The following is a 23,819-nucleotide window of genomic DNA, read 5'->3' on the forward strand; positions in this document are numbered from 1 at the left end:
GGCGAACGGGCGGTCGGCGCCAGACCGTCAGAGGTAGTCGGGACCGACGTCGTAGTCCTCGAGTGCCCCATAAAGCGCCTCGGCCGTCTCGATGGCGAGGTCCCGGTTCGCTTCGATGAACTCCATCGTGTACGTCGACTCGGCGTCGAGGTCACCCGAGAGTAGCTCGGTCTTCGCGAAGGCATCGATGGTCCGGGTCATGTCCTCGGTGCGGATCCAGCCCTTCCCGTACTCTTCGCCGACGTCCCGGGAGGGGGCCTGCGAGGCGTAGAGTGCGGGCAGCGTCTGGCGTTCGAGCTCCTCGTCGAACTCGCCGACGGCGAGCGGTTCGTACAGTTCGATGACGCGATCGACGTCGGTCGCCCAGACCTGGAACGCCTTCAACCACCCGCGGACGAAGCCGTTCACCCGGTCGGGGTGATTCTCGACGAGGTCGTCGTGGGCGTACAGCATGATGCCGAGGTGACCGAGGACGTCCTGTGTCCGCAGGACGTTCGTCGACTCGCCCTGCGCGTCGAGGCGGGTCACCATCTGGGGGAAGTAGCGAATGACCGCGTCGATGGACCCGTCGAGGAGGAGTTTCTGCCCCGAACCGGGCTGGATGTTCCGGAACTCCACGGCGTCGACGTCGACGTCCTTCTCGCGCATGGCGGCCTTGGCGGCCGGGCCGGTGCTCCCGAAGGGGTACATCCCGACGACCGCCCCTTCGAGGTCCGTCCAGGACGTGATCTCCGTCTCTTCGAGGGAGACGATGCCGTCCATCGGCCCCGCGATGTTGCCGATGATAGTGAGGGGGGCGTCCTGCTCCATGAGCTGGAGAACGGCGGCGACGTCGGCGTTCCCGAACTCGTCTTTGCCACTCGCGACCGACTTCGCGGCGGCCTGACCGCCGGATGCCGTCTCGTAGGAGACATCCAGCCCCTCTTCCCGCCAGGTGCCGGTCTCCACGCCGGCGTCGTTGACCGCCGGGGCAAGACCGACCCGGTCGAAACGGCCTCGGTACGTGATGTCGGGCCGGTCCGCTTCGGTCGTCGTCGTTGGCTCGTCGTCCTGGGTGGTCGTCGAGCCATCGGTGGTGGTCGGGTCACCCGATGCAGATTCGCCGATACAGCCCGCGAGCGCTCCCGTCAGACCGGCTCCTGCGGCGGCGAGAACGGCCCGACGCGACCGCGAGTGATTGCTTGCGCTGGCTTCCGAGATCGGCGCGTCCCGCGCCGACGGGCATTTCGAACCATCCTCTCGCTCCATACGGTATACCGGGTCCGATAGACCTTACACCCGTTTCGAGTATGTTGAGGGCTTTAAGAGCGCTCGCGGGCCGGTATCACTGGACGCCGCCGTCTCCGCCGGACAACGCATCGCCGAACTTCTCCCGGAGGGCCGCCGCCAGTTCGTCGGTGATCCGCGAATCCTCGGGGAACGACTCGCGCCAGTGGTACGGTCGCGTGGCGTCGATGATCGCTCGACTGTTCGTCAGGTCTCCAGATTGCTTTCGCTCGGGCGGAATCCGGGGGTCGAGCGGGGTGCTCCAGGTGTCGGCGACGATCTGGATGTCCTCCTCGGGGTCACACCGACTCGTGATCGCCCAGAGCACCTCTTGCCAGTCGAAGACGTCGACGTCGGCGTCGACGACCACCGTGAAGCGGCCGTGATACGCCCCCGCTGGTAGCGAGATGGCCTGCATCCCGACCTGGGTGCTGTGGCCCGCGTACTGCTGGTCGACCGCGACGACCTGGAAGTACGGGCCCGGCATGAACGCGTTGACGGCCTCGATCCCCGGGATTCCGGCCTGGTCGAGTTCGTCCCACAGGCGTGCTGCCGAGCGGATGACCGAGAGCGCCGAGGGGGCGATGGAGACGTTGTAGCCGAAGATGATCGGGTCGGGCCGATGGTAGATTCGCTCCACGGTCATCGGGCGGACCGACTGCGTTCCGCTCCCGTAATAGCCCGTCCACTCGCCGAACGGTCCCTCTTCGACCGGTTCGGTCTCCGGGTAGACGTGTCCCTCGAGGACCAGTTCCGCAGCGCTCGGTATCGGGAGGCCAGTCATCTGTCCCTCGACGACCTCGAGTGCCTCGCCGCGGCGCCCGCCGGCGTACTCGAGTTCGTCGACGTCCTCCGGGAGGCGCTCGTTCGCGGCGGCGAACAGGTCCGGTGCGTGCCCGACGGAGACGACGACGGGGAACGGTTCGTCCTCGTCGAGATACGAGTCCCTGTTACGTCGCCCATCCTTCCCCGGCGAGATGTACACGGTCGCTTCGTCGGGACCGTGGATCTGGACGCGGTAGGTGCCGGCGTTGAGCGCGCCCGTCTCGGCATTGCGGGTGACGACCACGTCTGCGGTCCCGATGTATCGCCCGCCGTCGTCGGCGTGCCACTTGGGGACGGGAAAGTCGAGCAGGTTCACGTCGTCGCCCGCGATGACGGTGTCGGTGACCGGCCCCGCGTCGACGGTTCGGGGTTCCAGCGCCTTCGTCAACGTGCCTTGCTCCTTGTGGGCGCTTACCGCCTCGCGCAGGCTGGTCGTCGGGTCGTACCCCAGTGCGAGCGAGGCCTGGAGTGGGGTATCGAACCCGTTGGTTAGGACTCGTAGCCCCGTTTCGTAGCCGACGACGTCGTCGAAGAGGACGGCGGTCTCGAGGCCGTCCCGGCGGACCAGGTCGGAGACGCCCCCGATCTCGAGGTCCCAGTGGGCGCCGTGGAGTTCGGTCAGCTGGTCGTACTCGCGCAGTCGGTCGAGGTAGTCGCGGAGGTCGTACATGGTCGGTGATGGTGCTTACGTCCGGCTGAGGCCCAGGTCCTCGCGGAGTCGTGCCTTGACCCGCTCGAACTCCTGGCTCGACTCGATCTCGAGACGGCGGCCCCAGCGCGGTCGGTCGATGTCGACGGTCATCTCGTCGACGATGGTCGCGGGTTTCTCCGAGAGGACGAGGATGCGATCGGCGAGGTAGATGGCCTCCTCGATGTCGTGGGTGACGAACAGGACCGTCTTCTGCTCGTTCGACCAGAGTTCGAGCAGTTCGCTCTGGAGGCCGTCGCGGGTCTGGGCGTCGAGCGCGCCGAACGGTTCATCCATGAGCAGTATCTTCGGGTCGACCGCCAATGCCCTGGCCAGGCCGACGCGCTGTTGCATCCCGCCCGAGAGCTCGGCGGGCTGGTTGTCCTCGTAGCCGGCGAGGCCGACCTTCTCGATCCACTCGCGGGCGATCCGCTCTCGTGGCTCTTTCGCCATGCCCTCCTGGACCTTGAGCCCCATCGCGACGTTCTCGAGGACCGACTTCCAGGGGAGCAGTACGAAGTTCTGGAACACCATCGCGACCTCGGGGGAGGGACGGTCGATGGGCGTGCTCTCGACGGTGATGGTTCCGGCGGACGGCGACGTGATGCCCGCGACCATCTCGAGGAGGGTGGTCTTCCCACAGCCAGAGGGACCCACGATGACCACGAACTCCTCGTCGGCGACGGAGAAGGAGAGGTTCTCGAAGACGGAGACCCCATCGGGTGGCTCCCCGTACTGCTTCGAGACGTTCATGACGTCGATGCACCGTTTCATCGTCTCCGCAATCGCCGTGGAGGTACCTAAACGCCCCGACCGGGCGCCAGTACTGGTGTTTTCGGTGGCCTCTGGCGCCAAATCGTTGGTTCGACGGTCCGTCTCGGTTCCGTCCGCGTCGGTGTTCGCGGTCACGGTGATCCGAACCAGTCGGCGTTCAGGTGCTCGGTCGCGAACAGTTCCTCGAGGTCGTATCGTTCGGCGGCCACGCCCTGGTCGACCGCGTACTCGAGCAGTTGGTCGAGCACGCGTCGGTTCCCGTCGGTGAGCCCGTACTGCCAGGGGTCCTCGCCGAGGAACTCGCGCTGGCGTTCGACGAGCAACCGGGACTGTGCGAGGGGCATCCAGCGCGGCTCCTCGAGTGCGTTCAGTGCGAGGGATTTCGCCGATTCGAAGGCGTCGAAGAGGCTCTGGACGACCCAGGGCTTCGCCTCGAGCAGCGAATCCTGGACCACCACGGTGTGCATGATCGGGAAGATGCCCGTCTCGCGAACGTAGGCGCGCTCGACCGCGAGCGCATCGTCGAACAGACGTACTACCCCGTCGGATTCGGGCACCACCGGCAGGAAGAGCGCGTCGAGATCGTCCGATTCGAGTCCGGCCGCGAGTTCGGGAACCGGCGAACCGGTTCCGCCGTCCAGGTCGGTGACGGTGTAGCCATCCGGGTCGACGTCGACGATCTCCGTCCCAGCGACGACCCACTCGACGGATTCGAGGTCGAGGCCGTGGCGGTCGGCGAGGATGCCACGTTGCCAGATGCCGGTCGTCGTCTGCCAGTTGATCAGGCCAACGCGACCCCCGTTCAGGTCGTCCACCGTTTCGACGTCCCCGTCTCGGCGGGTGAAGACGTAGGAGTGACGGAGTTTCCGGTAGGGGAAGACGGGGATGGCGGTGAACGGGTACCGGTCCGGACTCGCGCGCGTGGCGAGATAGGTTCCCGTCGAGAGCTCGCAGGCGTCGAACTCCCCGAGGTCGACCATCCGGGTGAATCGCTCGGGATTCGGGTAGTCGACGGTCGTGAGGTCGACGCCCTGTGGGGCGACCCGGCCGTCCCGGAGTGGGCGGGTCCACTCGTACTCGTACCCGGCGTAGGTCAGGTCGAGTGTCATGACGTGCGTGCGGGGCGGAACACGACGTCGAGTGCGTTACTCGGCCTCGCGCGACTCGACCTCGTCACGGATGTTGTCGAAGTACGCGTTGACGTTCTTCTCGACGATGGGGCGGAGGAGGCGCTGGCTGAGCGAGGCCACCCCACCCGTGTAGGTGACCTCGGCCGTGTAGGAGAGGTCGGTCCCCGCGCCGTTCTCCGCCATCTCCATCGCGGCGAGGATGTCGAAGTCGCTGCCGGTCGTGGAGTCGAACGCCGACCCGCTGGCGACGATCCAGTCGGGTTCGTTCATCTCGACGAACTCGACGTCGCCGTCCAGTGCGACGTTCAGGTGGCTGACGCCGATCCGGATGTCGACGGTGTACTCGGTCTTCGAGACGCGTTCGATGCTCTCGGCGCCCGGGACGGCGACCGTCAGGACCTCGGGGTCCGAGATGGCCGCCCAGAGGGCGTCCTTGGTGGTATCGATGGCGACGGTGTCGGCGAACTCGAGTCGCTTGCCGTCGAAATCGTCGCTGGCGTCATCCGCTGTGGTGGGGTCGACGTCGCTCATTTTGGTAGTTCCATGTCGAGTGATGGTCAACGCGAACCGGCGGGAACCGGCGCGGCGGTGGAGGGTGGCGTGAACCGGTAGTTCGGGGGCTTAGACTTCGATGACGTTGAAGTTGGAGATGGTGCTGGTGGTTTCGAGCAGGCCGTCTGCTCCACCCTCGGCGGGCTCGACCGTGACCTCGAAGTCGTAGGAGCCGGCCTCGGTGTCCTCGGGGAGCTGGAGTGCTGCCTCCCAGACCCTGTCTCCTTCCTCGACGTCTTCGGCATCTTCCTCGATCGGCCACCCCATCTCGATGTCGTCGAACTCGCCGTCGGGGAACGAGAGCGTCGCGCTCTCGATACTGTCCGGACCGAGGTGGGTCCCCCCCTCGCGCGGGTTGAATACCTCCGCGACGAAGTGGACGGTTTCCCCCGGGGCGAACTGCCACTCGGGGCCACAGCCGTTCTGATAGCCGTCGGTGGAGTTGTCCGAGACGGATTTCGGGTACGCCGAGACGACGTAGTTGTCCTGGAATTCGACGATTTCGAAGCTGTTTGCCGAGACACCGACGAGGTTCGTCCCCGCACCCGTGGTGGATATCTCGACGGTGTACTCGACCGTCCCCGCGGCGGCGTCTTCCGGGACCGTCCAGGCGCCGTTCCACCAGTCGTGTGGGTTCTCGTCTTCGTCGCCCGCCCAGGTGATCTCCACGCTCTCACCGTCCGCTGCGGCGACGTCGCTGCTGGACATCGTCACCTGCACGCTCTCGATCTCCGCGTCGTCGACGACGTCGCCCGTCTCCGGGTCGTAGATACCGACGTTCCAGACCGCGAGCATGCCGGGGGAGAAGGTGCGGGTCGGCGAGCACGCGGAGACGAAGCCGGCGGTCGCGGGGATGCCGTCGGAGCCCGTCTGCATGTCCTCGGTGACGACGAAGTCCTCCGGCTGCGGTTCGGCCGTCGTCGGTTCGTCGGTCGGTTCTTCCGTCGGGTCGCCGCCGTTACCGGAGCAGCCCGCGAGGCCGACCGTCGCCCAGCTCGCGGCACCCGCAGCCATCAGTTTGCGTCGGGTCGTGTTTGCTCCAGGGCCCGTGTCGTCCTCTGAATCGATTTTCTCGGAACTCATCTACGAGCAAAGGCAGAGCGGATAGCACACTAAAAGCACCTGTAAGATATACAGTTGTTTATATAGGGGCTCGTGTCAGGCCCTCTCATGCCCAGACGCAGTGTGGGCTGTATCGATACCGAGTATCCCCCGCTCGGACGAGCACGACGCCCGCCGCGTGACCAGTAAATTTATAACGAAAGATTGAACGGAAACGCCGTCGGTCAGTACCGCGGTTCGACCAGTTTCAGTTCGTCGACGACGACCGCCCGTGGCTCGTTGTCGGACGCCCGCTCGACTTCGATCTCGTATCGGTAGGTCCCGGGTTCGGCGTCCGCGGCGAAACTGGCCTTGCCGCCCCACTTGTCGCGGACGTGTCGCTCGTGGGGACCGGAGGGCGTGAGTTCGATTGGATCGAGGTCCGTCTCCGGGAAGCTGATCTGGACCTTCGAGAGTCGTTCGTCGTCCAGCAGGTCTCCCGTGAGGTTGTCGTAGACGCTGACGAGGAACCCGACGTCCATCCCGGGGGCGAAGACGCTGGCCTGTTCGCACTCCGTCGTCGTCGCCCCGTCACCGCCGTCGCCCCCGTCACCGTCTTCGGTCGGGGTGTCGCCTTCGGTGGTCGTCGTCTGACTGGTCACAGTGACGTTCGCTCCACCGTCACCGTCGCCGCCATCACCGTCTCCGTCGTCACCGTCTCCGCCGTCGGAATCCGATCCGTCGTTCGAACCGGCTCCGTCGCCGTCGTTTGCTGCATCGCAGTCGGGGCTGACCGACGCACACCCCGCGAGGCCGACGGTCGCCCAGCCGGCGGCACCTGCGGCCATCATTCGACGACGGGACATCCCGGCCCCTTCGTCCCTGGCACCCCGATCCGCCGATTCGGTCGAAGGTCGATCTGCCGCCGTCTGCTCGTGTTCGTTACTCATTCTCGTCTGCTCATCGGGTCCGGGAGTCCGTATACTCGTTCCTCAGAAATACAGTCATTTATAAGGAGTCGGCTTCTCCATCGCCGCACCCGTCCGTTCTGGCCTGGAGCCCACTCTTATATACGAGAGCGTCACACTTCGGACCATGTTCCGAATCGGAGCCCACGTCTCGATCAGCGGGGGCGTCGCGAAGGCGGTCGACCGCGAGCGGGAGGTCGGTGGTAACTGTGGACAGATATTCGTCGGGTCGCCCCGTGGCTGGGCGGTCAGCGAGGTCGACGAGGACGACGCCGATGCCTTCGTCGAGGCCGCCGGTGCGCAGGACGTCGGCCCCTGGATCGTCCACGGGACGTACCTGGTGAACCTGGCGACGCCGAAAGACGACCTCGCGGCGAAGTCCCTCGATACCGTGCAGGCGGAACTCGACGCTGCCGCCGCGCTCGACATTCCCTACTACGTCTTTCACCCCGGGGCCCACACCGGCGCCGGCGAGGAGACCGGCATCCAGAACGTCGGCGAGCGACTCTCCGAACTCGACGTCCCGGCGGGCGTCACGCTCCTGCTGGAGAACACGGCGGGGAAGGGAACGACGGTCGGCACCCACTTTGCGGACCTGGACCAGATGGTCGCGGTCTCCGCGCACGACTACGACGACCTCGGCGTCTGCCTGGACACCTGCCACCTCTACGCCGCCGGCTACGACTTCACCACCGAGGCCGGCATGGCCGAGATGATCGAGGACCTCGACGCGACGATCGGCGTCGAGAACGTCCACTACCTGCACCTCAACGACTCCAAACACCCGCTCGGTTCGGAGAAGGACGAACACGAGCACCTCGGCGAGGGCGAGATCGGCGAGGAGGGCTTCCGGCGGTTCATCAACCACGCGGCGCTCCGCGAGAAACCGATGGTCCTCGAGACGCCCGAGGACGAGAAGGGGTACGCGTGGAACGTCGAGAAGGCCCGCGAACTCCGCGACGAGGAGTGAGCGGCCGACCGTCCGTTGGGCCGTCCTACCGGAGATAGCGGTCCTCCAGGTCGGCCCTGAGCGATTCGGTCGTCTCCGCGAGCCCGTCGCTCACCGCGACGGGGTACTCGGTCGGGTCCCTGAGCGCCCGGACCCCCAGCGGCAGCGCCGCGACCTGCTCGGCCCGGCGTGCCCGGATTTCGTCAAGGTCCGGGAGCGAGTGGACACGCTCGCCGTCCTCGAACACGGTGACGAGTTGCTCCTCGCCCGGTCCCGGCTCCCCGCGAGCGGCGAGCACGTCTCGCTCGAACCCGTCGTCGGATTCGACGCGGCGCACGCTCTTCTGTCCGGGGTAGGACACCTTCCCCGTGGAGAGCTTCATCGATGGGACGATCTCTCCGTTCTCCTCGACGGCGACGAGTTTGTACACCCCCTCCAGTTTCGGCGCGTCGGTACTCGTCACGAGCGCGGTCCCCGGACCGAAGCCGTCGCCGATGCCGCCGTCCTCGAAGAACTCGGCGATGGCGTACTCGTCCATGCCCGATGAGATGAAGACGTCCGTGTCGCCGACGATGGGGGCGACCTCCTTCGACAGCGCGGCGAGGTCACCGGAATCGAGGCGGACGCCGTCGAGGTCGACCCCGGCTTCCTCGGCGACGGTGACCGCCGTCTTCGTCCCGTTGACCGTGTCGTACGTGTCGACGAGGAGGACGGCGTCGTCGCCGACGACCTCGACGAAGGCCTCGAATGACTCGTCCTCCGTCGGAAAGCTCTGGACCCAGGAATGCGCCATCGTCCCGTACACCGGGACGTCGAAGGCCTCGCCGGCGGCGAGATTCGAGGTACCGTCGAAGCCGCCGAGGTAGGCCGCCCGCCCGGCTTTCATCCCGGCGTCGGTCCCGTGAGCGCGTCGGGAACCGAAGTCGACGAGCGACTGATCCTCTCCCTCTCGGTCGACGACGTCGCGCATGCGAGCGGCCTTCGTCGCGATGAGACTCTGGTAGGCGATCTGGTTGATGACGACGGTCTCGAAGAGTTGTGCCTCCTCGATGGGAGCGGTCACCTCCAGCAGTGGCTCGTTGGGGAAGACGACAGTTCCCTCGGGGACCGCTCGGACCTCGCCGGAGAACGAGAAATCGGCGAGGAACTCGAGGAGGTCGTCGCTGACGTCCAGGTCGGCGAGATAGGACAGCGCCCGTTCCTCGAACGACAGCGTCTCGAGATACGCGACGACCTGTTCGAGACCGGCGGCGACGACGTACCCCCGGTTCGGTGGGAGGGTCCGGAAGAACAGGCTGAACGTCGCCTCGGGGGTGTGATCGGCGGCCAGGTACCCCTCCATCATCCGGATCTCGTAGCGGTCGGTGAACAGTGCCAGTGTTTCGTCCGTAAGGTGACCGAACGTGGGCGTCGTTACCATATGGTACACGTCTCGAAGAAATGTTGTAATTCTACCCATTTACCAACGTATAACCGCCTGGCGACCGTCCGTGGTAGCATGGAGCCCGCCCCCTTCGAGAACGAACTCACGTTCCAGACGCACCGCGCCGAGGGTGCCGAGGAGTCGGTCCACGACCGGTACGAATCCGCCGTCGAGTCGCTTCTGTACGACCTCGGTGACAGCCACCCGCTCCGCATCGGTGGCGAGGCGGTCGAGCGCGAAAAGACGTTCACCGTCACCAGCCCCGGCGACCACGACGAGCTCGTCGGCGAGTTCGCTGCCGGCGACGCCGACGCGGTCGAATCGGCCGTCGACGCCGCGAGCGCTGCCTTCGACGACTGGCGCGGGGACTGGGAGCGCCGCGTGGAGATCTTCCGGTCCGCTGCGGGGATCATGCGCGACCGGAAGTACGACCTCGCGGCGACGATGACGGTAGAGAACGGTAAAAACCGGACCGAGGCCCTCGCTGACGTCGACGAGGCTATCGACTTCCTCCGCTTTTACAGCCGCGAACTCGAGCGCAACGAGGGCTACGTCTACGACACCGGCGAACCGACGCCGGACCAGCACACCGGCAACCGACTCGTCCCGTACGGCGTCTTCGCCGTGGTCTCTCCGTTCAACTTCCCGCTGGCCATCCTGACGGGCATGACCTCCGGGGCGTTGCTCGCGGGGAACACCGTCGTCGTCAAGCCGGCGAGCACCACCCCGCTCATCGCCCATCAGTTCGTGGACATCCTGGAAGAGGCCGGTATTCCGGACGGCGTCGTCAACCTCGTCACCGGCGGTGGTCGCGACGTCGGCCAGCCACTCGTCGAGCACGAAGACGTCGCTGGCGTCGCCTTCACCGGGTCGCGTGCGGTCGGCCTGGGGATCCAGGAGACGTTCTTCGAGTTGGGCAAGCGGGGCCCCGTCATCGCCGAACTCGGCGGGAAGAACCCGGTGATCGTGAGCGAGAACGCCGACCTCGAGAAGGCGGTCTCGGGGGTGCTGTGGGGTGCCTTCTCCTTCAGCGGCCAGAAGTGTTCGGCGACCTCGCGCGTCTACGTCGACGCGTCGCTGTACGACCGGTTCGTAACGGCCCTCGTCGAGGCGACCGAGGACCTCGAGATCGGCCGGCCCCGGGACCGCGAGACGGACGTCTCGCCGATCATCGACGACGGCGCCCTCGAGCGATACCGGGAGATCACGGACCAAGCGCGATCGGTCGGAACCGTCCGCACCGGTGGAACCGAGGTCGAACGCGAGGATCTCCCCGACGGTCGTTACGTCGAACCGACCGTCGTGACCGACGTCCCACACGAGCACGAACTGGCCCGGGAGGAACATTTCCTCCCTTTCGTCACCGTCCACGAGGTCTCCGACTTCGAGGAGGCCCTCGAGAAGTCCAACGACAGCGACTACGGCCTCTGTGCCGGATTGTTCTCGGAGGACGGGAGCGAGGTCGAGGACTGGTTCGACGGCATCGAGGCCGGCATGTGCTACGTCAATCGGTCGCAGAGCGCGACGACGGGTGCACTCGTCCAGGCCCAGCCGTTCGGTGGCTGGAAGTTCTCCGGCACGACCGGGAAGTTCGCCGGCGGCTACTGGTACCTGCCGCAGTTCATGCGTGAACAGACCCGGACCGTCGTCGGTGACGTCGGCGACCCGACAGCGTAGCACGGCGCTCGCTCGACGCGGACAAACGGTGCCGATTTCGAAACCTAGTGTATCCGGGGGGCACAATATAGTGCCGAATGACGAACGCTGACGGACCCAGACTCGACGCAACCGTGGTCGCGATGAGTGCCGTGGTCGCCGCCGCCGTTGCGGTCGCCACGATGGCGGTATCGATTCCGGTCGGGATCGGCTACCTCAATTTCGGCGAGATCGTCATCTACACTGCTGCTTTCCTCTTCGGGGACCTCGTGGGCGCGCTGGGCGGGGGCATCGGCGCCGCGGCGGCCGACGTCATCCTCGGTTACGCGATGTACGCTCCCATCACCCTGGTCGCGAAGGGGACCGAGGGCTTCGTGGTGGGCCGCCTCGCCGGCGCGTCGACACGGAGCAAGGTGATCGCGGTTGCAGCTGGCGCCCCCTTCATGATCGTCGCGTACGTGTTGGCACGCGCCTACTTCGAGGGGATTCCGGCGGCTATCTTCCAGGAACTCCCCATCGACATCCTCCAGGCCGTGGTCGGGCTGCTCATCGCCCTGCCGCTCTCGCAGGCGCTTCAGTCGCGTCTCCCCGAACTCCAATGAGCCTGTTGGCCACCGATGCTCTCTCGGTCCGCACGACCACCGGCGCCGTGCTGCTCGATGGCGTCGACCTCTCGGTCGAGCGCGACGAGATGGTCGTGGTGGCCGGCCGTTCCGGCAGCGGGAAGACGACCCTGACGAAGGCAATCGGCGGGTTGCTCGATAGCCGTCCCAACATCGAAACGGCGGGCACGGTGTCCGGTCCCGAAAACGTGGGGTTTCTCTTCCAGAACCCGCGCACCCAGCTCGTCCGCCGTTCGGTCCGCCACGACGTCGCCTTCGACCTCGAGAACCAGGGCGTCCCTCGGGACGAGATGGAACGCCGTATCGAACAGTGGGCCGAGCGACTCGACGCGACACCCTTTCTCGACCGCGAGGTCGACGCTCTGTCACGGGGCGAGACTGCGGTCGTGGCCCTGCTGGGTGCGCTCGTCACGGAACCCGACCTCGTCGTGCTCGACGAGCCCCTGGCCCCGCTCGATGACCGAAACCGGAGACTCGTGCTCGACGCCATCGAGACCCTGCGAGACCACGGCAGTACGCTGCTCGTGACCGAACACGACCTTCGCGACGTCCTCCCGCTCGCCGACCGGGTGCTCGTCCTCGAAGAGGGGCGCGTGACCTCTGGTGGGTCGCCGTCGACACAGTTGGCGCGGCTGGCCGACCTGGGGATCACCCTCCCCTTCGCGACCCGGGTCGGTCTCGAACGGGGCCAATCGCCCGAACGCCTTCCGCTTTCGACAGTATCCGCGAGGGACCGATGATCGACGTCCGGAAGCTCGTCTTCTCGTACGACGACGGGCCGCCTGCACTCGACGGGATCGACCTGCACGTCGGCGACGACGAGACCCTCGCGCTGATGGGGCCGAACGGTGCGGGGAAGACGACGCTGTTGAAGTGCATCGCGGGGCTGTACGAACCCGACGCCGGCGCCGTCGACATCGCGGGTGACGCCGTGGGCTTCGCCCCCGAGAATCCCGACGACGGTCTCTTCGCCGAATCGGTCGCGAAGGAGGTGGCGTTCTTTCCGAAGAATCGTGAACTCGACGTCGCGACCCGTGTCGAGGCTGCGCTCGCCGAGATGGACGTCGAACCCCTCCGCGAGCGGGTTCCACAGACCCTTTCGGCGGGCGAGAAGCGCCGGGTCTCGCTGGCCGCCGTCCTCGCCGGGAACCCGGCCGTCGTCGCCCTCGACGAACCGACGAGCGGGCTCGATTCCCACCACGTCGACGCCCTGGGCAATTCGATCGGTCGCCTCGACAGGACGGTCGTCCTGGCGACTCACGACGCTGATTTCGCGATGCACCACGCGGACCGCGTCGCCATCGTCGATGACGGACGGATCGCTCAGACCGGGGCCGTGTCCGACATCCTCGCCGATCCCGCCTTCGACTTCGAGGCCGTCGGCATCCGGCCCCCTGGCGCGATTCGATTCGCACGGGGTCGCGGATGGGACGATCCAGCGCTGACGGTCACGGCGGCCGCAGCGCGACTCGACGCCGAGGAGCGGGAGGACTGACCGATGTTCGCCCACGACGCACTCGACCCGCGCTCGAAACTCGCGCTGACGATGGCCGTCATCGTCGTCGCGGTGGCGGCGAGGACCTGGCTCCCGCTCGTGGGCCTGCTGGCGTTCGTCCTCGGCTTCGTCGCGCTCGGTCGGGGATACGGCCCGGTGGCGTGGGTCCGGTCCATCGGCCCGATCCTCTACTTGCTCCCCGTGTTGCTCGTGTTGAACACGCTCTTCTACGCCGGGGGCGAGTCCATCTGGACCGTGCCCGTCGCCGGCTATACGGTCGGGGTCACCACGGGCGGGGTGGCGACGTCCGGTCTCATCGCATTGCGGCTCCTCGTCATCGCGGGGGTCGCGGCCTGGTTCGCCGCCACGACGGACGCCGAGCGGTTCGAAGCTGGCCTCGTCCATCTCGGGGTCCCCTGGTCGATGGCCTTCCTGCTCTCGCTCTCGATGCGACTGGTGCCGACGATGCGTCACCGGTTCACCGTCATCGAGGAGGCCCAGCGCTCGCGGGGGTTGACCCTCGACGGTGGCGTCGTCGACGACGCGCGAGACCGTATCCCGATGTTCGTCCCCTTCCTCTCGGCTATCATCCGGTACGGCTACGAACTCTCCGACGCCCTGACTGCCAGAGGATTCGACCGCATCGACCGTCGGACGTCGCTCGTCTCCGTGGAGCACGGCTCGGCGGATTATCTCGTGTATCTGCTCGCCATCGGCGTCGTCCTGGTGGGGCTGTTCGTGACGACCGTCTCCTGACGGTCGGCGCCGCGACCAGGGACGACTCCCACGCGACCAGTCATATCAGCGAACGAATGTTTATGGGGACACGGGGACTATCTCGAACCACCTCGGGCTCGGACAACTCGTTCCATGAACGACGCCCTGAAACAGTCTATATCGAGGGTATCGGCAGTTCGTAAGAGATTTGGGTGGCTTCCCCCTCAACCGTGCCATGAACGGCCACCTCTCCTCGCACCTCCTCGCCATCTTCGATGCGTTCGTCTCGCTCCTCGCGTCGGGTGCACTCACGGTCGCGGGCCTGCTCGCCGAGTGGGCAGGCGTCCAGAACCTGGTCGCCGGACAGGCGGCTATCGGTCTGTGGGAGGTCTGGATGGGCGGCGTGGCGTTGTTCGTCGGCCTGTATCTGGTCGGCTATGGCCGAGTGGTGCCGCGGATTCGTGCCGTCGGGAACGGTTCGGCGTAATCGCGAAACGTGGGGTGACGTAAACGTGATACGGTCCTATCTCCGCAATCTGGTCGAGGGCCCCATCGCCCCGCAACTCAGGAAGTTCGTCGTCGTCGGGACGGTCGCGTCCGGCGTCCAGCTGGTGTTCCTGTGGTTGTTCGTCGAGTACGGGGGCCTGAACTACCTCCTCGCGGCGGCCATCTCCATCGAGATCACCATCCTCCTTCAGTACGTCCTCAACAACCGCTGGACCTTCGCCGCGATGAAGAACGTCGGCCGCACCGACTTCCTCTCGGGGCTCGTCAAGACGAACGTCGTCCGGGGCAGCGCCATCCCCATCCAGCTCGCCATCCTCTTCGCGCTGGTCTCCTGGGGGTCAGTCCCGTATCTGTACGCGAACGCCATCGCTATCATCCTCACCGGCATCTATCGGTTCGTCTTCGATGCACGGTGGACGTGGGGCGGGACTTGACCGGTCCTCGGGCCGATCGTCGCCGACCCACCGGCTCGTCACGTGCTACCAGTGTACAGGAGTACCGGCGAATAGTTCCCCTTATGTGTGATCGTTCGAAAACGACGAACTGCAATGGCTCACGTCGAAGTCGACCAGGATACGTGTATCTCCGATCAAGTGTGTGCGGCCACGGCCCCGGACGTCTTCGAGATGGGTGCCGACGGCAAGGCATACGTCGTCGACGGCATGGAAGAGGTCGAGGGCGCGGACCTCGAGATGGCCCGCGAAGCCGCGGCCGCGTGCCCCGTCGACGCCATCTCCATCGACGAATAATCGTCAGTTCGTCTCGAGCGGGCAGCCTGTCGGCATCTGCTGTCCGCGTTCTTCACCTCCAGCAGTCCTGGGGCTCCCTGGAGGCAAACCTTCACATCGGATGACAGCGTATCGACAATAACGGTATGAACACGCTGGCCTGGATTCTCCTCACCACGATCGGTATCAGTCTCACGGCCTGGGTCGGCGTCCTCGTGCTGTTCGTTCGCGAGTCACTGCTCGACCGCCTCCTTCTCGTTCTGGTCGCGCTCGCGGCGGGGAGTCTCATCGGCGGCGCCTTCTTGCACCTCCTGCCCCGAGCCATCGAGGAGGTCGGGCCGGAGGCGTCGCTGCTCCCGCTGTTTCTCTGGGTCATCGGCGGCTTCTGTCTGTTCTACGTCCTCGAGCAGTTCATCCACTGGCACCACCACCACGGGACGACTCACGACCACGAACCGTTCTCCTACCTGGTCCTGGTCTCGGATACCCTGCACAACTTCATCGACGGTCTCGTCATCGCCGGTGCGTTCCTCGTGGACGTCCCTCTCGGGCTCGTGACGACCGCGGCCATCGCGCTCCACGAGATTCCCCAGGAGATCGGCGACTTCGGCGTGCTCGTCTACGGTGGATTCGGACGCGTTCGGGCGCTCGTGTTGAACTACCTCTCTCAGGTCAGTGTCGTCGTCGGTGGCGTCGTGGGATTCGTCCTCGGTGGCATCGTCACCGACGTGGCCCCCATCCTGCTGGCGTTCGCCTCGGGGAACTTCATTTACATCGCGAGTTCGGACCTGATCCCGGAGATCAAACACGAGGAGGACACTGGCAAGGCCGCCCTGTACTTCGCCGTCTTCGTCCTCGGTATCGCGCTCATGCTCGGGATCAAACTTCTCCGCCACTCGGTCGGATGACCGACACCACCCGACCAGGTGACATCCCGCCGTTGACATTTAAGCGGCTCCGGGCCGAAGGTTCTCGTATGCAGTACCTTGTTGCCGTCGACGGGTCAGAGGAGTCGGTGGAGGCGCTCGAACGGGCCATCGAGGTGGCCGAACCGGTCGGTGCGTCCATCACCCTCGTCCACGCGGTCAACCCCGACGTCTACGAGATCGGGGGCATGGAGCCCCTCGCGGGCCCCGGCGACGCCGACGATCGATTGCTCGTCGAGAGCGTCGAGTCCGCCGAGGATCGTGGCGCGGAGATCCTGGAGGAGGCCATGGACGTGGCAACCGATCACGGCGTCGACGTGGACGCCGACCTCCTCTACGGTCCCCCCGCAGAACAGATCGTGACGTATGCCGAGGACCACGACGTGGACGGTATCTACATCGGCCATCGGGGGATGTCGGACCGGCTGGAGGGGCTGCTCGGGAGCGTCGCCAAGACCGTCGTCGAGCGGGCGACGGTGCCGGTCACGGTCGTGCACTGAGCGTCCAGTGGCGCCGATGCGGCGGGCTTTTCGGCCGTGAGCGCGAATTCCGTCGTATGACAAACTGGCGTGCAGTCCTCATCGGCTTCGGCGTCGAGGTCCTCCTCGGCCTCCTCGCCACGGTCGCCCCCGGTATCGGCCACGCGGCCGCGGGTCTCATCGGCGGGTTCGTCGCTGGATACATCGCCGGCGGGTCGCTCGGGACGGGGGCCTGGCACGGGCTCCTGGCAGGGGCCCTGGGCGGCATCGTGATCTCGGTGTTCCTGGCAATCGCGGTCACGCTCGTGGGCAGCATCGGCGCCGGTCCACTCGGCCCGCTCCTGGGCGGTGCGACGTTCCTCGTCGCGCTCGCGGTCGCGGTCCTGTTCGCCCTGGACAGCGCCATCGGCGGCCTCGTGGGCGCGGCAATCAAATCGGCCTGAGAATCAGTCGTCTCGGACGACGCCCGGACTACTCTCTCACGTAGACGTTCCCCGCCATCCCGGCCGGTTCGTGCGGGATGCAGTAGTAGTGGTACCAGCCAGGCGTGTGAAAAGAGTGCGCGTATCGCTCGCCGGGGGCGATGGCGCCACCCCCGTTGAGTTCGTCGATGAACGACTGCACGGCGGTGAGTTCGTCGTCGAACTGGCCGGAGGCGAAGAAGGTCGCGCCGTCGGGGAGTCGTGGCACCCCACCGGCGTGGCTGGCGGCATCGCCGCCGTCGTGGCCGCCCGCTCCGAGCATGTCCTGGGCGTGGGGGTGGGCCCGCGTCGCGGCCGTCACCGTGTGGATGCGAGACCCCGTGTTCTCCCAGACGAGTGGTTCGCCAACGCGGACTTCGACGGTCGGCACGTCCGGGGGGACCCAATCCGGTGCGTCGTCGGGTACCTCGATGGCCGACGCCGGGACGAAGCCGTTCGAGACCATCGCGACGTCGTAGCCGACGTCCGCCCGGCCCAGGCACCCGGCGAGAGCCGTCCCCATCGTGGCGGCACCCGTCGCCAGGAACGTACGGCGATCCATACCAGTGGCAGGTTCCACCGTGACAAAGCCCTTCGGTTCGGCGTGACGGGTGCCCCTTTCACGTGAGCCTAAGTAGGGTGGGTTGCTATCGAGTCACGATGGTCTCGTTTGCGAACCGCCTGCCGCGCTGGACGCTCCTCGACCGGGTGGGTGGCTACCTGATCGACCACGCCAGGGGCGTCGCCCTCTTCACGGCCGGGCTCACCTTCTTCCTCGTCCTGCTGGGCGAGTTCACGGCCGCGACCGGGTCAGGCGCTACCTGTAACTACACCTATCCCGGGTGTGCCGGACAGCTCTCGCCCATCGGCTTGTCCATCCCGCAGTTCATCGAGTGGTTCCACCGGTTCGTGGCGATGTTCACCGGGTACGTCATCCTGGGGAACGCTCTCGTCCTCTGGCGGGCGTACCCCGGGACGCGTATCTCCCGTGCCGCCTGGCTCGCCGCCCTGTTGCTCCCGTTCCAGGTCGTCGTCGGCGGCGTGACGGTCACCTTCGCGACGCTGTTTCCGGGCGGATACTCGCCGCCGGTCCAGTTGCTCCACTTCGTCGTGGCCTTCGCCATCTTCCTCTCGCTCGTGGCGGCACTCGTCTGGGTGGACCAGCGCACAGGACGCGGCGCGAGCACCGAACGGCTGTATCTCCTCGCCGTCGCGGGGGTGGGGATCACCGGTATCCAGGCGGTGTTCGCCCGCGACCTGGTGTTCACGTTCTGGCCCTCGGTCCAGGCAGTCTATCACTTCCTGGGTCACCTCGCCGTCGCCGGATTCCTCGCCGCGGCGCTCTGGGCCCGCGAACTCGATACTATCGATGCCGCCATCGTCGGGACCCTCGGCGCGACCATCGGGACGGGCAACGCGCTCTTCGTCATCGGCATCTTCATCATCACCCCCTCTATCGAGGTCGTGACCTACGTCCTGTTGTTCGTCCAGCTCGTCGCGTTCGGGTGGCTCGTGTGGGTCGCCTCCCGCGCATCTCGCCGGCAGCCAGCAGCCCGACTGTAACCGTCGATACCAGCGACGGCGGTCGCTTTCTCGGCGTTTATGATTCCGGCCCGATCAGTTCCCACCGTCATGACCGAACCACAGTACGACGTCGCTATCGTCGGCGGCGGCGTCGCCGGCCGATCGGCCAGCATCTTCACCGCTCGTCACGACCTCGAGACCATCGTTCTCGACGCGGGTGCCCCGCTGCTCCGGCGCAACGCCCACCTCGAGAACTATCCCGGCTTCCCGGCCGGCGTCAACGCCCGACTCCTGCTCGATTCGATGGCCGACCAGGCCGAACGGGCCGGTGCGACGCTTCGCGAGGCGACCGTGACCGATCTTCGAGAGACCGAGGACGGGTTCGCCATCGAGACCGCGGCGGGCGAGGAGTTCCGCGCGCGGCGGGCCATCGCGGCGACGAAGACCGAGACCGGCTACCTGTCGGGGATCGAGGGCGTCGAGATCGTCGAGCGGGGGAAGTCTTTCGTCGCTGTCGACGAACGGGGACGGACCGGTGTCGAGGGCCTCTACGCCGCCGGTCGGCTCGCTGGAAAACCGCACCAGACCGTCGTCGCGGCGGGCCACGGCGCCGAGGTCGCGGTGACGCTGCTCGAGGCGGCCGACGTGCCGTTCTATCACGACTGGGTCGCCCCGGAAGGCTACTTCACCGGTCGCGGTCGGGACGTCCCGCCGGGCGTCGAGGAGATCGACGACTCCGAACGGCTGGACCGCGAACGAGAGTCGCTGGAGTGGATGGCCGAGGCGTCCAGGGAACCGCACTCGGAGACACCGGACCAGCATCCGAGCGTCGAAAACTAGTCGTCGACGTCGCGGCTCGTTGCAAGCTCAGCGTTCCAGCCGACGCCGGCGCTCTTCGAACTCTTCTTCGGTCAGTTCGCCACGGGCGTACCGCTGCCGGAGCGTCTCCATCGCGGAATCCGTGCGATCGTCGCCGTGGTGGTCCGCGCCACCGCGATCGCCGGCCCAGTAGAGCAGGGCGAGGACGCCCCCGATCAGGAGTAGCGGCCAGAGGAACCCGCCGAACATTGTGCCTCCAGTCATGCCGTATCCCCCGCCACCCGGCATGCCGGGGCTACCGTAGGCGGCCACCGTTCTGACGGCGAGGACGGGGAGTCCCGCGAGTGCGAGGAAGACGAGCGTTCCGATCTGGGCTGCGCTCATAGTACAGCCGGGGTTTGGCCCGGGGAGGAATTACTCCCTTGGGCGTAAACGAACGGGTGAGGTTGCCCGAAACGGTTTCTAATCGGCTCTAATCGTTCACGAGCGCTCGGACCGTTCACACGTCCCGGATTCGGGCGAGCCGCCGGATTCGCCGGTCATTCGGCCGCCGTTCAGCGCCGCTCGAGCGAGAGAAATCGATAGCCGGCGACGAGGCCGACGAACACGACGGCCCCGGCGACACCGGCGACGAGGTCGACGAGGGTATCTACGAGGTAGAACTCGACCGTCCACCGGTACCAGAAGTCCTTGAACACGAACTCGTACACCTCGAAGCCACTCCCGAACGCGAGCACCGCCGGGACGAGCCATCGGAGGGCGTGCGTTTCCGTTGCTGGCTGATGGAAGGTCAGGTACAACAGTACGGCGACGCCGAAGCCACTCAGGGCGTGGGTGAGCAGGTCCCACCAGTGGAGGGTGGTGTAGACGTCGTACTGGATGCCGCCGAAGTGCATGACGGACACGATGACGGCGTAGAGGCCGATTCCGGCCCAGTAGACCGTCTCACGGCCACCGGCCCGGAACCCGTCGGCGACCCGGCGGAGGAATACCACCGGCCAGCGGAGTGGCGCACCCGGAAATCCCCGCTCGGTCATCGCCCACACCGTGGCGACGACCGTCAGGACCAGGGAGACGACGAGGACGGCGAGATGTGCGGAGAGGTGCGGAGTGGAGGGCACGATAGGTTGGAAGGCCACAATCCGGTAAATTCCTTGTGGGCCGGTCGTCCGGTCGGCGGCGTCCGGACGGGGTCGGGTGGTGGGTCCGGCCCAGGGCTACGGGCGAAAGAACAGCAGGTACGCGAAGGAGTACGAGCCGGCGGCGAGCGTTACCGTCGCGAGTCCGGTGACGAGCGCGCGCAGCAGCCTGTCCCGGCGCCGGTGGTGTCTCCCGAGGAGCGTGAGGGTTCCCACGATGCCGAACGGCGCGAGCGTGAACCCCAGCCAGTGGGCATCGACCATCGTGGGGCGGGGGACGAACACCATGACGAGTGGGTAGGCGAGACCGAGTGCCGCCAGCGGGTCGACTGCCCGTCGGAGCGAGACGCTGGTCACGCTCGCGAACGCAGCCACCCCGGCCCACACCGTCACCAGTTCCACGAACGCGATACCCACGAGGTTCATCGTCGGGTCGGCGGCGAAGCGAACACTATCGGCCAGGAAGGTGACCTCGAAGGGGTAGAACACGGCGGGTGGCGTCGCCATGAAGACGTCTCCGAACGGGTGCGTGAGGAGGCCGACGAGCGCTCCACCGAGGATCGCTCGCACTCCGAGCGACGTGCGACCCGCGACGACGAGGCCGAGGACGGTGGCCCCCAGCAGGACCAGCCCGATGGCGAGCATCTCGCTCGCTGCGCCGACGACTCGCGCCACCGAGACGAGGCCGACCGTCGCCACGAGACCGATTCCGATAGCCCCGAGTGATCCCGTCTTCGATCCAGCCCCCGCCGTCCGTCGAGCGTGGACGACGGCCGTGAGAACGACGGCGACGCCCACTCCACCGACGAGCGTGTGCGAGAGACCACGGTGGATGGCGGTCGAGGCGCTCCACAGGCCGTCCCAGGAGGCGGTCGCCGGTCCCCCGAGGCTGTCGGCGTAGGCGACCGCCGCCACGAGCAGGTCGAGATCCGGTAGTATCGCGCTTGCACCGGCCACGACACCGATAGCGAGGGCGGTCGCGTCGTTCGCGCCGAGACGGCGGGCCACCACGACCCCGATGGCGAACGCGGCGAACTCGTGACCGACGAACATCTATGCCCCCCTTCGCGGGGCGACGACGTGTGTGTTGTGGGTACCGTCCAACTCGTCGGGGTGGGGGGTGGGGCCAGGGGAGTGCAGGAGATTACCTCTGGTAGCCCCGATACCGGGGGAGAACCTTCATGATTGTTGGCATACAGGCTAGCGGAGTGTGTACCATAGATGAGCATGGTGTACGTCAGATTCCGCCTCGACCATCCCATCTTCCGGGAGACCCTCCGACAGGTTCCCGAGGCGGAACTCCAGTGGGTGCGAAACACTCCCACGTCTACGGGGTCTCGACTCCTGTTCTGGGCGTCCGTCGAGGACGGTGACGCCTTCCGCCGGGCCGTGGCCGACGATCCGACTGTCGAGGAGGTAGTACGTACGATTCCGGTCGACGACCGCTACCTCTGCCAGGTCGAACTGACCGAGTCGGGTACCGACACCGACCTCTATCCCATCCTCCTCGACACCGCGAGTGTGGTACGTGATGCCACCGTTACCGTCGATGGGTGGGACTGTCACTTCGGATTCGCCGATTCGGCAGCCATCGCCCGGTTTTTCGATACGGCTCGGGAGCAGGGGATCGACTTCGAGATCGACCGGGTGTACGAACCGCGGCGGAGCGACGACTTCGATACTGGACTGACGGCTGCCCAGCGCGAGGCGCTCGTCACCGCGCTGGAACTGGGGTATTTCGAGGTGCCGCGAACGGAGGGACTCGAGACGCTGGGCGAAAAACTCGATATCTCCGACACGGCGGCGTCCGAGCGGATCCGACGCGGGACCCGGTCGCTCATCACCAACGTCGTGCTTCCGGATATCGAGTCAGCGGACGAGCTATCGGGGCAATGACCCGGAAAACGATGAGAATCCGAACCGGTGGGGCCGACACGGGGCCGGTACCGGTCGGTTCGTCTCGCGAGCATCCTCTCCTCCCGCGCTCCCCCAGCGTGGATTTCGGGTACAGCCACAACAAGCGGTTGCTTGAATCACGAGGGTGTTTACGTCAGTGACGACCGACGGTGGACTCTATTGGGTACGTCCCACCGCCGACGGTCGTGTTTCGCCGGCCGATCACGGAACCGCGACAATTTTCCCGCCGGTCGTGTCGAGTGGCCTCCTCACCCCTGGTTGGTGAGTTCGTCGGTCGGGTAGATGCGATAGGTCCGTCCCTGTCGTTCGCGGCTGAGGAGGCCGCGCTTCTCCAGGTCGCTCACGGTCTGGCTCACCTTGCTCTTCGAGAAGTCGGCGCGGTCGCGGAGTGCGATCTGGGTCACCCCGGGCGATTCGATCACCGGTTCGAGGATCCGTCGTTCGTCCTCGGGGAGGACGTCCAGCACCGACGGCCGGGACGACACCCCGGCCGACTCCTGCCCATTCGCTGTCGATTCGGAGTCGGCACCGTCATCCTGCTCCTCGGTCGTGGCGGTCTCGGACCCTGTTCCAGCGACGTTCTCGGCACCATCCACCACGCCATCGGTTGCGGTGTGTGCCGCCGACGGTGACCGTTCGAACCGCGGGGCGGTCTGTCGCGTCCTCTCCTCGCGAACGACGACGTACCCGACCCCGATGATCGCGACGACCGCGACGGTCCCGAAGAGGATCCAGATGGGGGAGGGACCGGTGGACATCGAGGTGGTCATCATGCCGTTCATCATCATCCCCGAACTGGCCCGTTGGGACGCCTGCCAGGCCTGCCAGGAGGCGATGAGACCGGCGATGACGACCAGGGCGATGGCGCCACCGACGACGACGTCGGCCGTCCGTCGTTTCACTGTGTGCTACCTCGTTCTCCTTCAGTAGGCCGTCCCGCGGTTACAATGTGTCGGTCTGGCGTCGTTCAGGCGGTAACGAGTTCGGCGCTCTTTCCATCGCTGGTCTCCAGGAGCCCTTCCTGAAGGGCGGTCGTGATCTCCGTCTCGTCCCAGGTGGCGGTGCGCTGGATCCGATCGCCGTCGTCGATCTCGAGGGTGACGCTGCCGTCCTCGTGGACCTCGCTGACCGTGAACGTCGCGTCGGTCTTGTCGAACAGTTCGTCGCCGGCGGTGAGCGCATGTTCTGGCATACTGACAGCTACGCGCTCCG

General features: G+C 66.5%; 29 protein-coding genes. 15 read left to right on the forward strand and 14 right to left on the reverse strand.

Annotated elements, in window-relative coordinates; translation table 11 throughout:
* Nucleotides 1-27: 27 nt before the first annotated feature.
* The 7 genes from HSRCO_RS02565 to HSRCO_RS02595 form a co-directional block, all read right to left on the reverse strand.
* Nucleotides 28-1,248, reverse strand: a complete 1,221-nt coding sequence (locus tag HSRCO_RS02565) for an ABC transporter substrate-binding protein (RefSeq protein ID WP_259518834.1) — start codon at nt 1,246-1,248, stop codon at nt 28-30.
* A gap of 76 nt (nt 1,249-1,324) precedes the next feature.
* Entirely contained in the window at nt 1,325-2,761 is a 1,437-nt protein-coding gene (locus tag HSRCO_RS02570; protein ID WP_259518835.1) for a UbiD family decarboxylase, read from the reverse strand.
* A 15-nt stretch (nt 2,762-2,776) separates the two neighbouring features.
* Nucleotides 2,777-3,553, reverse strand: a complete 777-nt coding sequence (locus tag HSRCO_RS02575; RefSeq protein WP_259518836.1) for an ABC transporter ATP-binding protein — start codon at nt 3,551-3,553, stop codon at nt 2,777-2,779.
* Between the two features lie 131 nt (nt 3,554-3,684).
* A complete protein-coding gene (locus HSRCO_RS02580; RefSeq protein WP_259518837.1) occupies nt 3,685-4,662 on the reverse strand; it encodes a 4,5-dihydroxyphthalate decarboxylase in 978 nt (325 codons plus the stop codon).
* A gap of 36 nt (nt 4,663-4,698) precedes the next feature.
* Complete coding sequence (locus HSRCO_RS02585) at nt 4,699-5,214, reverse strand: CoxG family protein (RefSeq protein ID WP_259518838.1); 516 nt, start codon at nt 5,212-5,214, stop codon at nt 4,699-4,701.
* Nucleotides 5,215-5,304: 90 nt separating this feature from the next.
* Nucleotides 5,305-6,318, reverse strand: coding sequence for a hypothetical protein (locus HSRCO_RS02590; protein ID WP_259518839.1), 1,014 nt, complete (start codon nt 6,316-6,318; stop codon nt 5,305-5,307).
* 203 nt (nt 6,319-6,521) lie between these two features.
* Nucleotides 6,522-7,226 carry a hypothetical protein gene (locus HSRCO_RS02595; RefSeq protein WP_259518840.1) on the reverse strand — a complete coding sequence of 235 codons (705 nt, stop codon included), beginning with the start codon at nt 7,224-7,226 and terminating at the stop codon, nt 6,522-6,524.
* 145 nt (nt 7,227-7,371) lie between these two features.
* Here HSRCO_RS02595 and HSRCO_RS02600 point away from each other — a divergent pair, with 145 nt between their 5' ends.
* Nucleotides 7,372-8,214 (forward strand): deoxyribonuclease IV, encoded by an 843-nt coding sequence (locus HSRCO_RS02600; RefSeq protein WP_259518841.1) that lies wholly within the window; start codon nt 7,372-7,374, stop codon nt 8,212-8,214.
* 25 nt (nt 8,215-8,239) lie between these two features.
* On the opposite strand, the gene HSRCO_RS02605 is transcribed toward HSRCO_RS02600, so the two are convergent.
* Entirely contained in the window at nt 8,240-9,613 is a 1,374-nt protein-coding gene (locus HSRCO_RS02605) for a nicotinate phosphoribosyltransferase (protein WP_259518842.1), read from the reverse strand.
* 78 nt (nt 9,614-9,691) lie between these two features.
* Between HSRCO_RS02605 and HSRCO_RS02610 the strand changes: the two genes are divergently transcribed.
* The 11 genes from HSRCO_RS02610 (at nt 9,692) to HSRCO_RS02660 (ending at nt 17,190) form a co-directional block, all read left to right on the forward strand.
* Nucleotides 9,692-11,293, forward strand: a complete 1,602-nt coding sequence (locus tag HSRCO_RS02610; RefSeq protein ID WP_259518843.1) for an aldehyde dehydrogenase family protein — start codon at nt 9,692-9,694, stop codon at nt 11,291-11,293.
* 77 nt (nt 11,294-11,370) lie between these two features.
* Entirely contained in the window at nt 11,371-11,874 is a 504-nt protein-coding gene (locus HSRCO_RS02615; protein WP_259518844.1) for an ECF transporter S component, read from the forward strand.
* Nucleotides 11,871-12,635 (forward strand): energy-coupling factor ABC transporter ATP-binding protein, encoded by a 765-nt coding sequence (locus tag HSRCO_RS02620; RefSeq protein ID WP_259518845.1) that lies wholly within the window; start codon nt 11,871-11,873, stop codon nt 12,633-12,635. Before HSRCO_RS02615 ends, HSRCO_RS02620 begins: the two co-directional genes overlap by 4 nt.
* Nucleotides 12,632-13,390 carry an energy-coupling factor ABC transporter ATP-binding protein gene (locus HSRCO_RS02625; RefSeq protein ID WP_259518846.1) on the forward strand — a complete coding sequence of 253 codons (759 nt, stop codon included), beginning with the start codon at nt 12,632-12,634 and terminating at the stop codon, nt 13,388-13,390. Before HSRCO_RS02620 ends, HSRCO_RS02625 begins: the two co-directional genes overlap by 4 nt.
* Nucleotides 13,391-13,393: 3 nt before the next feature.
* Entirely contained in the window at nt 13,394-14,146 is a 753-nt protein-coding gene (locus HSRCO_RS02630) for an energy-coupling factor transporter transmembrane component T (RefSeq protein ID WP_259518847.1), read from the forward strand.
* A gap of 196 nt (nt 14,147-14,342) precedes the next feature.
* The gene (locus HSRCO_RS02635) at nt 14,343-14,594 is read left to right on the forward strand and encodes a hypothetical protein (protein WP_259518848.1); all 252 of its coding nucleotides are present in this window, start codon (nt 14,343-14,345) and stop codon (nt 14,592-14,594) included.
* A 25-nt stretch (nt 14,595-14,619) separates the two neighbouring features.
* Nucleotides 14,620-15,048 (forward strand): GtrA family protein, encoded by a 429-nt coding sequence (locus HSRCO_RS02640; RefSeq protein WP_259518849.1) that lies wholly within the window; start codon nt 14,620-14,622, stop codon nt 15,046-15,048.
* Nucleotides 15,049-15,162: 114 nt separating this feature from the next.
* Nucleotides 15,163-15,363 (forward strand): ferredoxin, encoded by a 201-nt coding sequence (locus HSRCO_RS02645; protein ID WP_259518850.1) that lies wholly within the window; start codon nt 15,163-15,165, stop codon nt 15,361-15,363.
* Between the two features lie 125 nt (nt 15,364-15,488).
* Nucleotides 15,489-16,250: a ZIP family metal transporter gene (locus HSRCO_RS02650; RefSeq protein ID WP_259518851.1), complete on the forward strand. Its 762-nt coding sequence runs from the start codon at nt 15,489-15,491 to the stop codon at nt 16,248-16,250.
* 68 nt (nt 16,251-16,318) lie between these two features.
* The gene (locus HSRCO_RS02655) at nt 16,319-16,768 is read left to right on the forward strand and encodes a universal stress protein (protein ID WP_259518852.1); all 450 of its coding nucleotides are present in this window, start codon (nt 16,319-16,321) and stop codon (nt 16,766-16,768) included.
* A 56-nt stretch (nt 16,769-16,824) separates the two neighbouring features.
* Entirely contained in the window at nt 16,825-17,190 is a 366-nt protein-coding gene (locus HSRCO_RS02660) for a DUF5518 domain-containing protein (protein ID WP_259518853.1), read from the forward strand.
* Between the two features lie 28 nt (nt 17,191-17,218).
* Here the strand turns inward: HSRCO_RS02660 and HSRCO_RS02665 are convergent, their stop codons facing one another.
* Nucleotides 17,219-17,770, reverse strand: coding sequence for a plastocyanin/azurin family copper-binding protein (locus HSRCO_RS02665; protein ID WP_259518854.1), 552 nt, complete (start codon nt 17,768-17,770; stop codon nt 17,219-17,221).
* A gap of 98 nt (nt 17,771-17,868) precedes the next feature.
* Between HSRCO_RS02665 and HSRCO_RS02670 the strand changes: the two genes are divergently transcribed.
* Entirely contained in the window at nt 17,869-18,771 is a 903-nt protein-coding gene (locus HSRCO_RS02670) for a COX15/CtaA family protein (RefSeq protein WP_259518855.1), read from the forward strand.
* Between the two features lie 69 nt (nt 18,772-18,840).
* Entirely contained in the window at nt 18,841-19,572 is a 732-nt protein-coding gene (locus tag HSRCO_RS02675; protein ID WP_259518856.1) for an NAD(P)/FAD-dependent oxidoreductase, read from the forward strand.
* A 27-nt stretch (nt 19,573-19,599) separates the two neighbouring features.
* Here the strand turns inward: HSRCO_RS02675 and HSRCO_RS02680 are convergent, their stop codons facing one another.
* The 3 genes from HSRCO_RS02680 to HSRCO_RS02690 all read right to left on the reverse strand — a co-directional run bounded on the left by HSRCO_RS02680 (nt 19,600) and on the right by HSRCO_RS02690 (nt 21,743).
* Complete coding sequence (locus HSRCO_RS02680; RefSeq protein WP_259518857.1) at nt 19,600-19,935, reverse strand: SHOCT domain-containing protein; 336 nt, start codon at nt 19,933-19,935, stop codon at nt 19,600-19,602.
* A gap of 170 nt (nt 19,936-20,105) precedes the next feature.
* Entirely contained in the window at nt 20,106-20,672 is a 567-nt protein-coding gene (locus HSRCO_RS02685; RefSeq protein WP_259518858.1) for a hypothetical protein, read from the reverse strand.
* 96 nt (nt 20,673-20,768) lie between these two features.
* Nucleotides 20,769-21,743: a metal-dependent hydrolase gene (locus HSRCO_RS02690; RefSeq protein ID WP_259518859.1), complete on the reverse strand. Its 975-nt coding sequence runs from the start codon at nt 21,741-21,743 to the stop codon at nt 20,769-20,771.
* A 168-nt stretch (nt 21,744-21,911) separates the two neighbouring features.
* Between HSRCO_RS02690 and HSRCO_RS02695 the strand changes: the two genes are divergently transcribed.
* Nucleotides 21,912-22,586, forward strand: a complete 675-nt coding sequence (locus HSRCO_RS02695; protein ID WP_259518860.1) for a helix-turn-helix domain-containing protein — start codon at nt 21,912-21,914, stop codon at nt 22,584-22,586.
* Between the two features lie 269 nt (nt 22,587-22,855).
* On the opposite strand, the gene HSRCO_RS02700 is transcribed toward HSRCO_RS02695, so the two are convergent.
* A complete protein-coding gene (locus HSRCO_RS02700; RefSeq protein WP_259518861.1) occupies nt 22,856-23,509 on the reverse strand; it encodes a MarR family transcriptional regulator in 654 nt (217 codons plus the stop codon).
* Nucleotides 23,510-23,574: 65 nt separating this feature from the next.
* Nucleotides 23,575-23,799: a hypothetical protein gene (locus HSRCO_RS02705; protein ID WP_259518862.1), complete on the reverse strand. Its 225-nt coding sequence runs from the start codon at nt 23,797-23,799 to the stop codon at nt 23,575-23,577.
* Nucleotides 23,800-23,819 lie beyond the last annotated feature (20 nt).

This window comes from Halanaeroarchaeum sp. HSR-CO, from assembly GCF_024972755.1.
Classification (GTDB): Archaea; Halobacteriota; Halobacteria; order Halobacteriales; family Halobacteriaceae; genus Halanaeroarchaeum.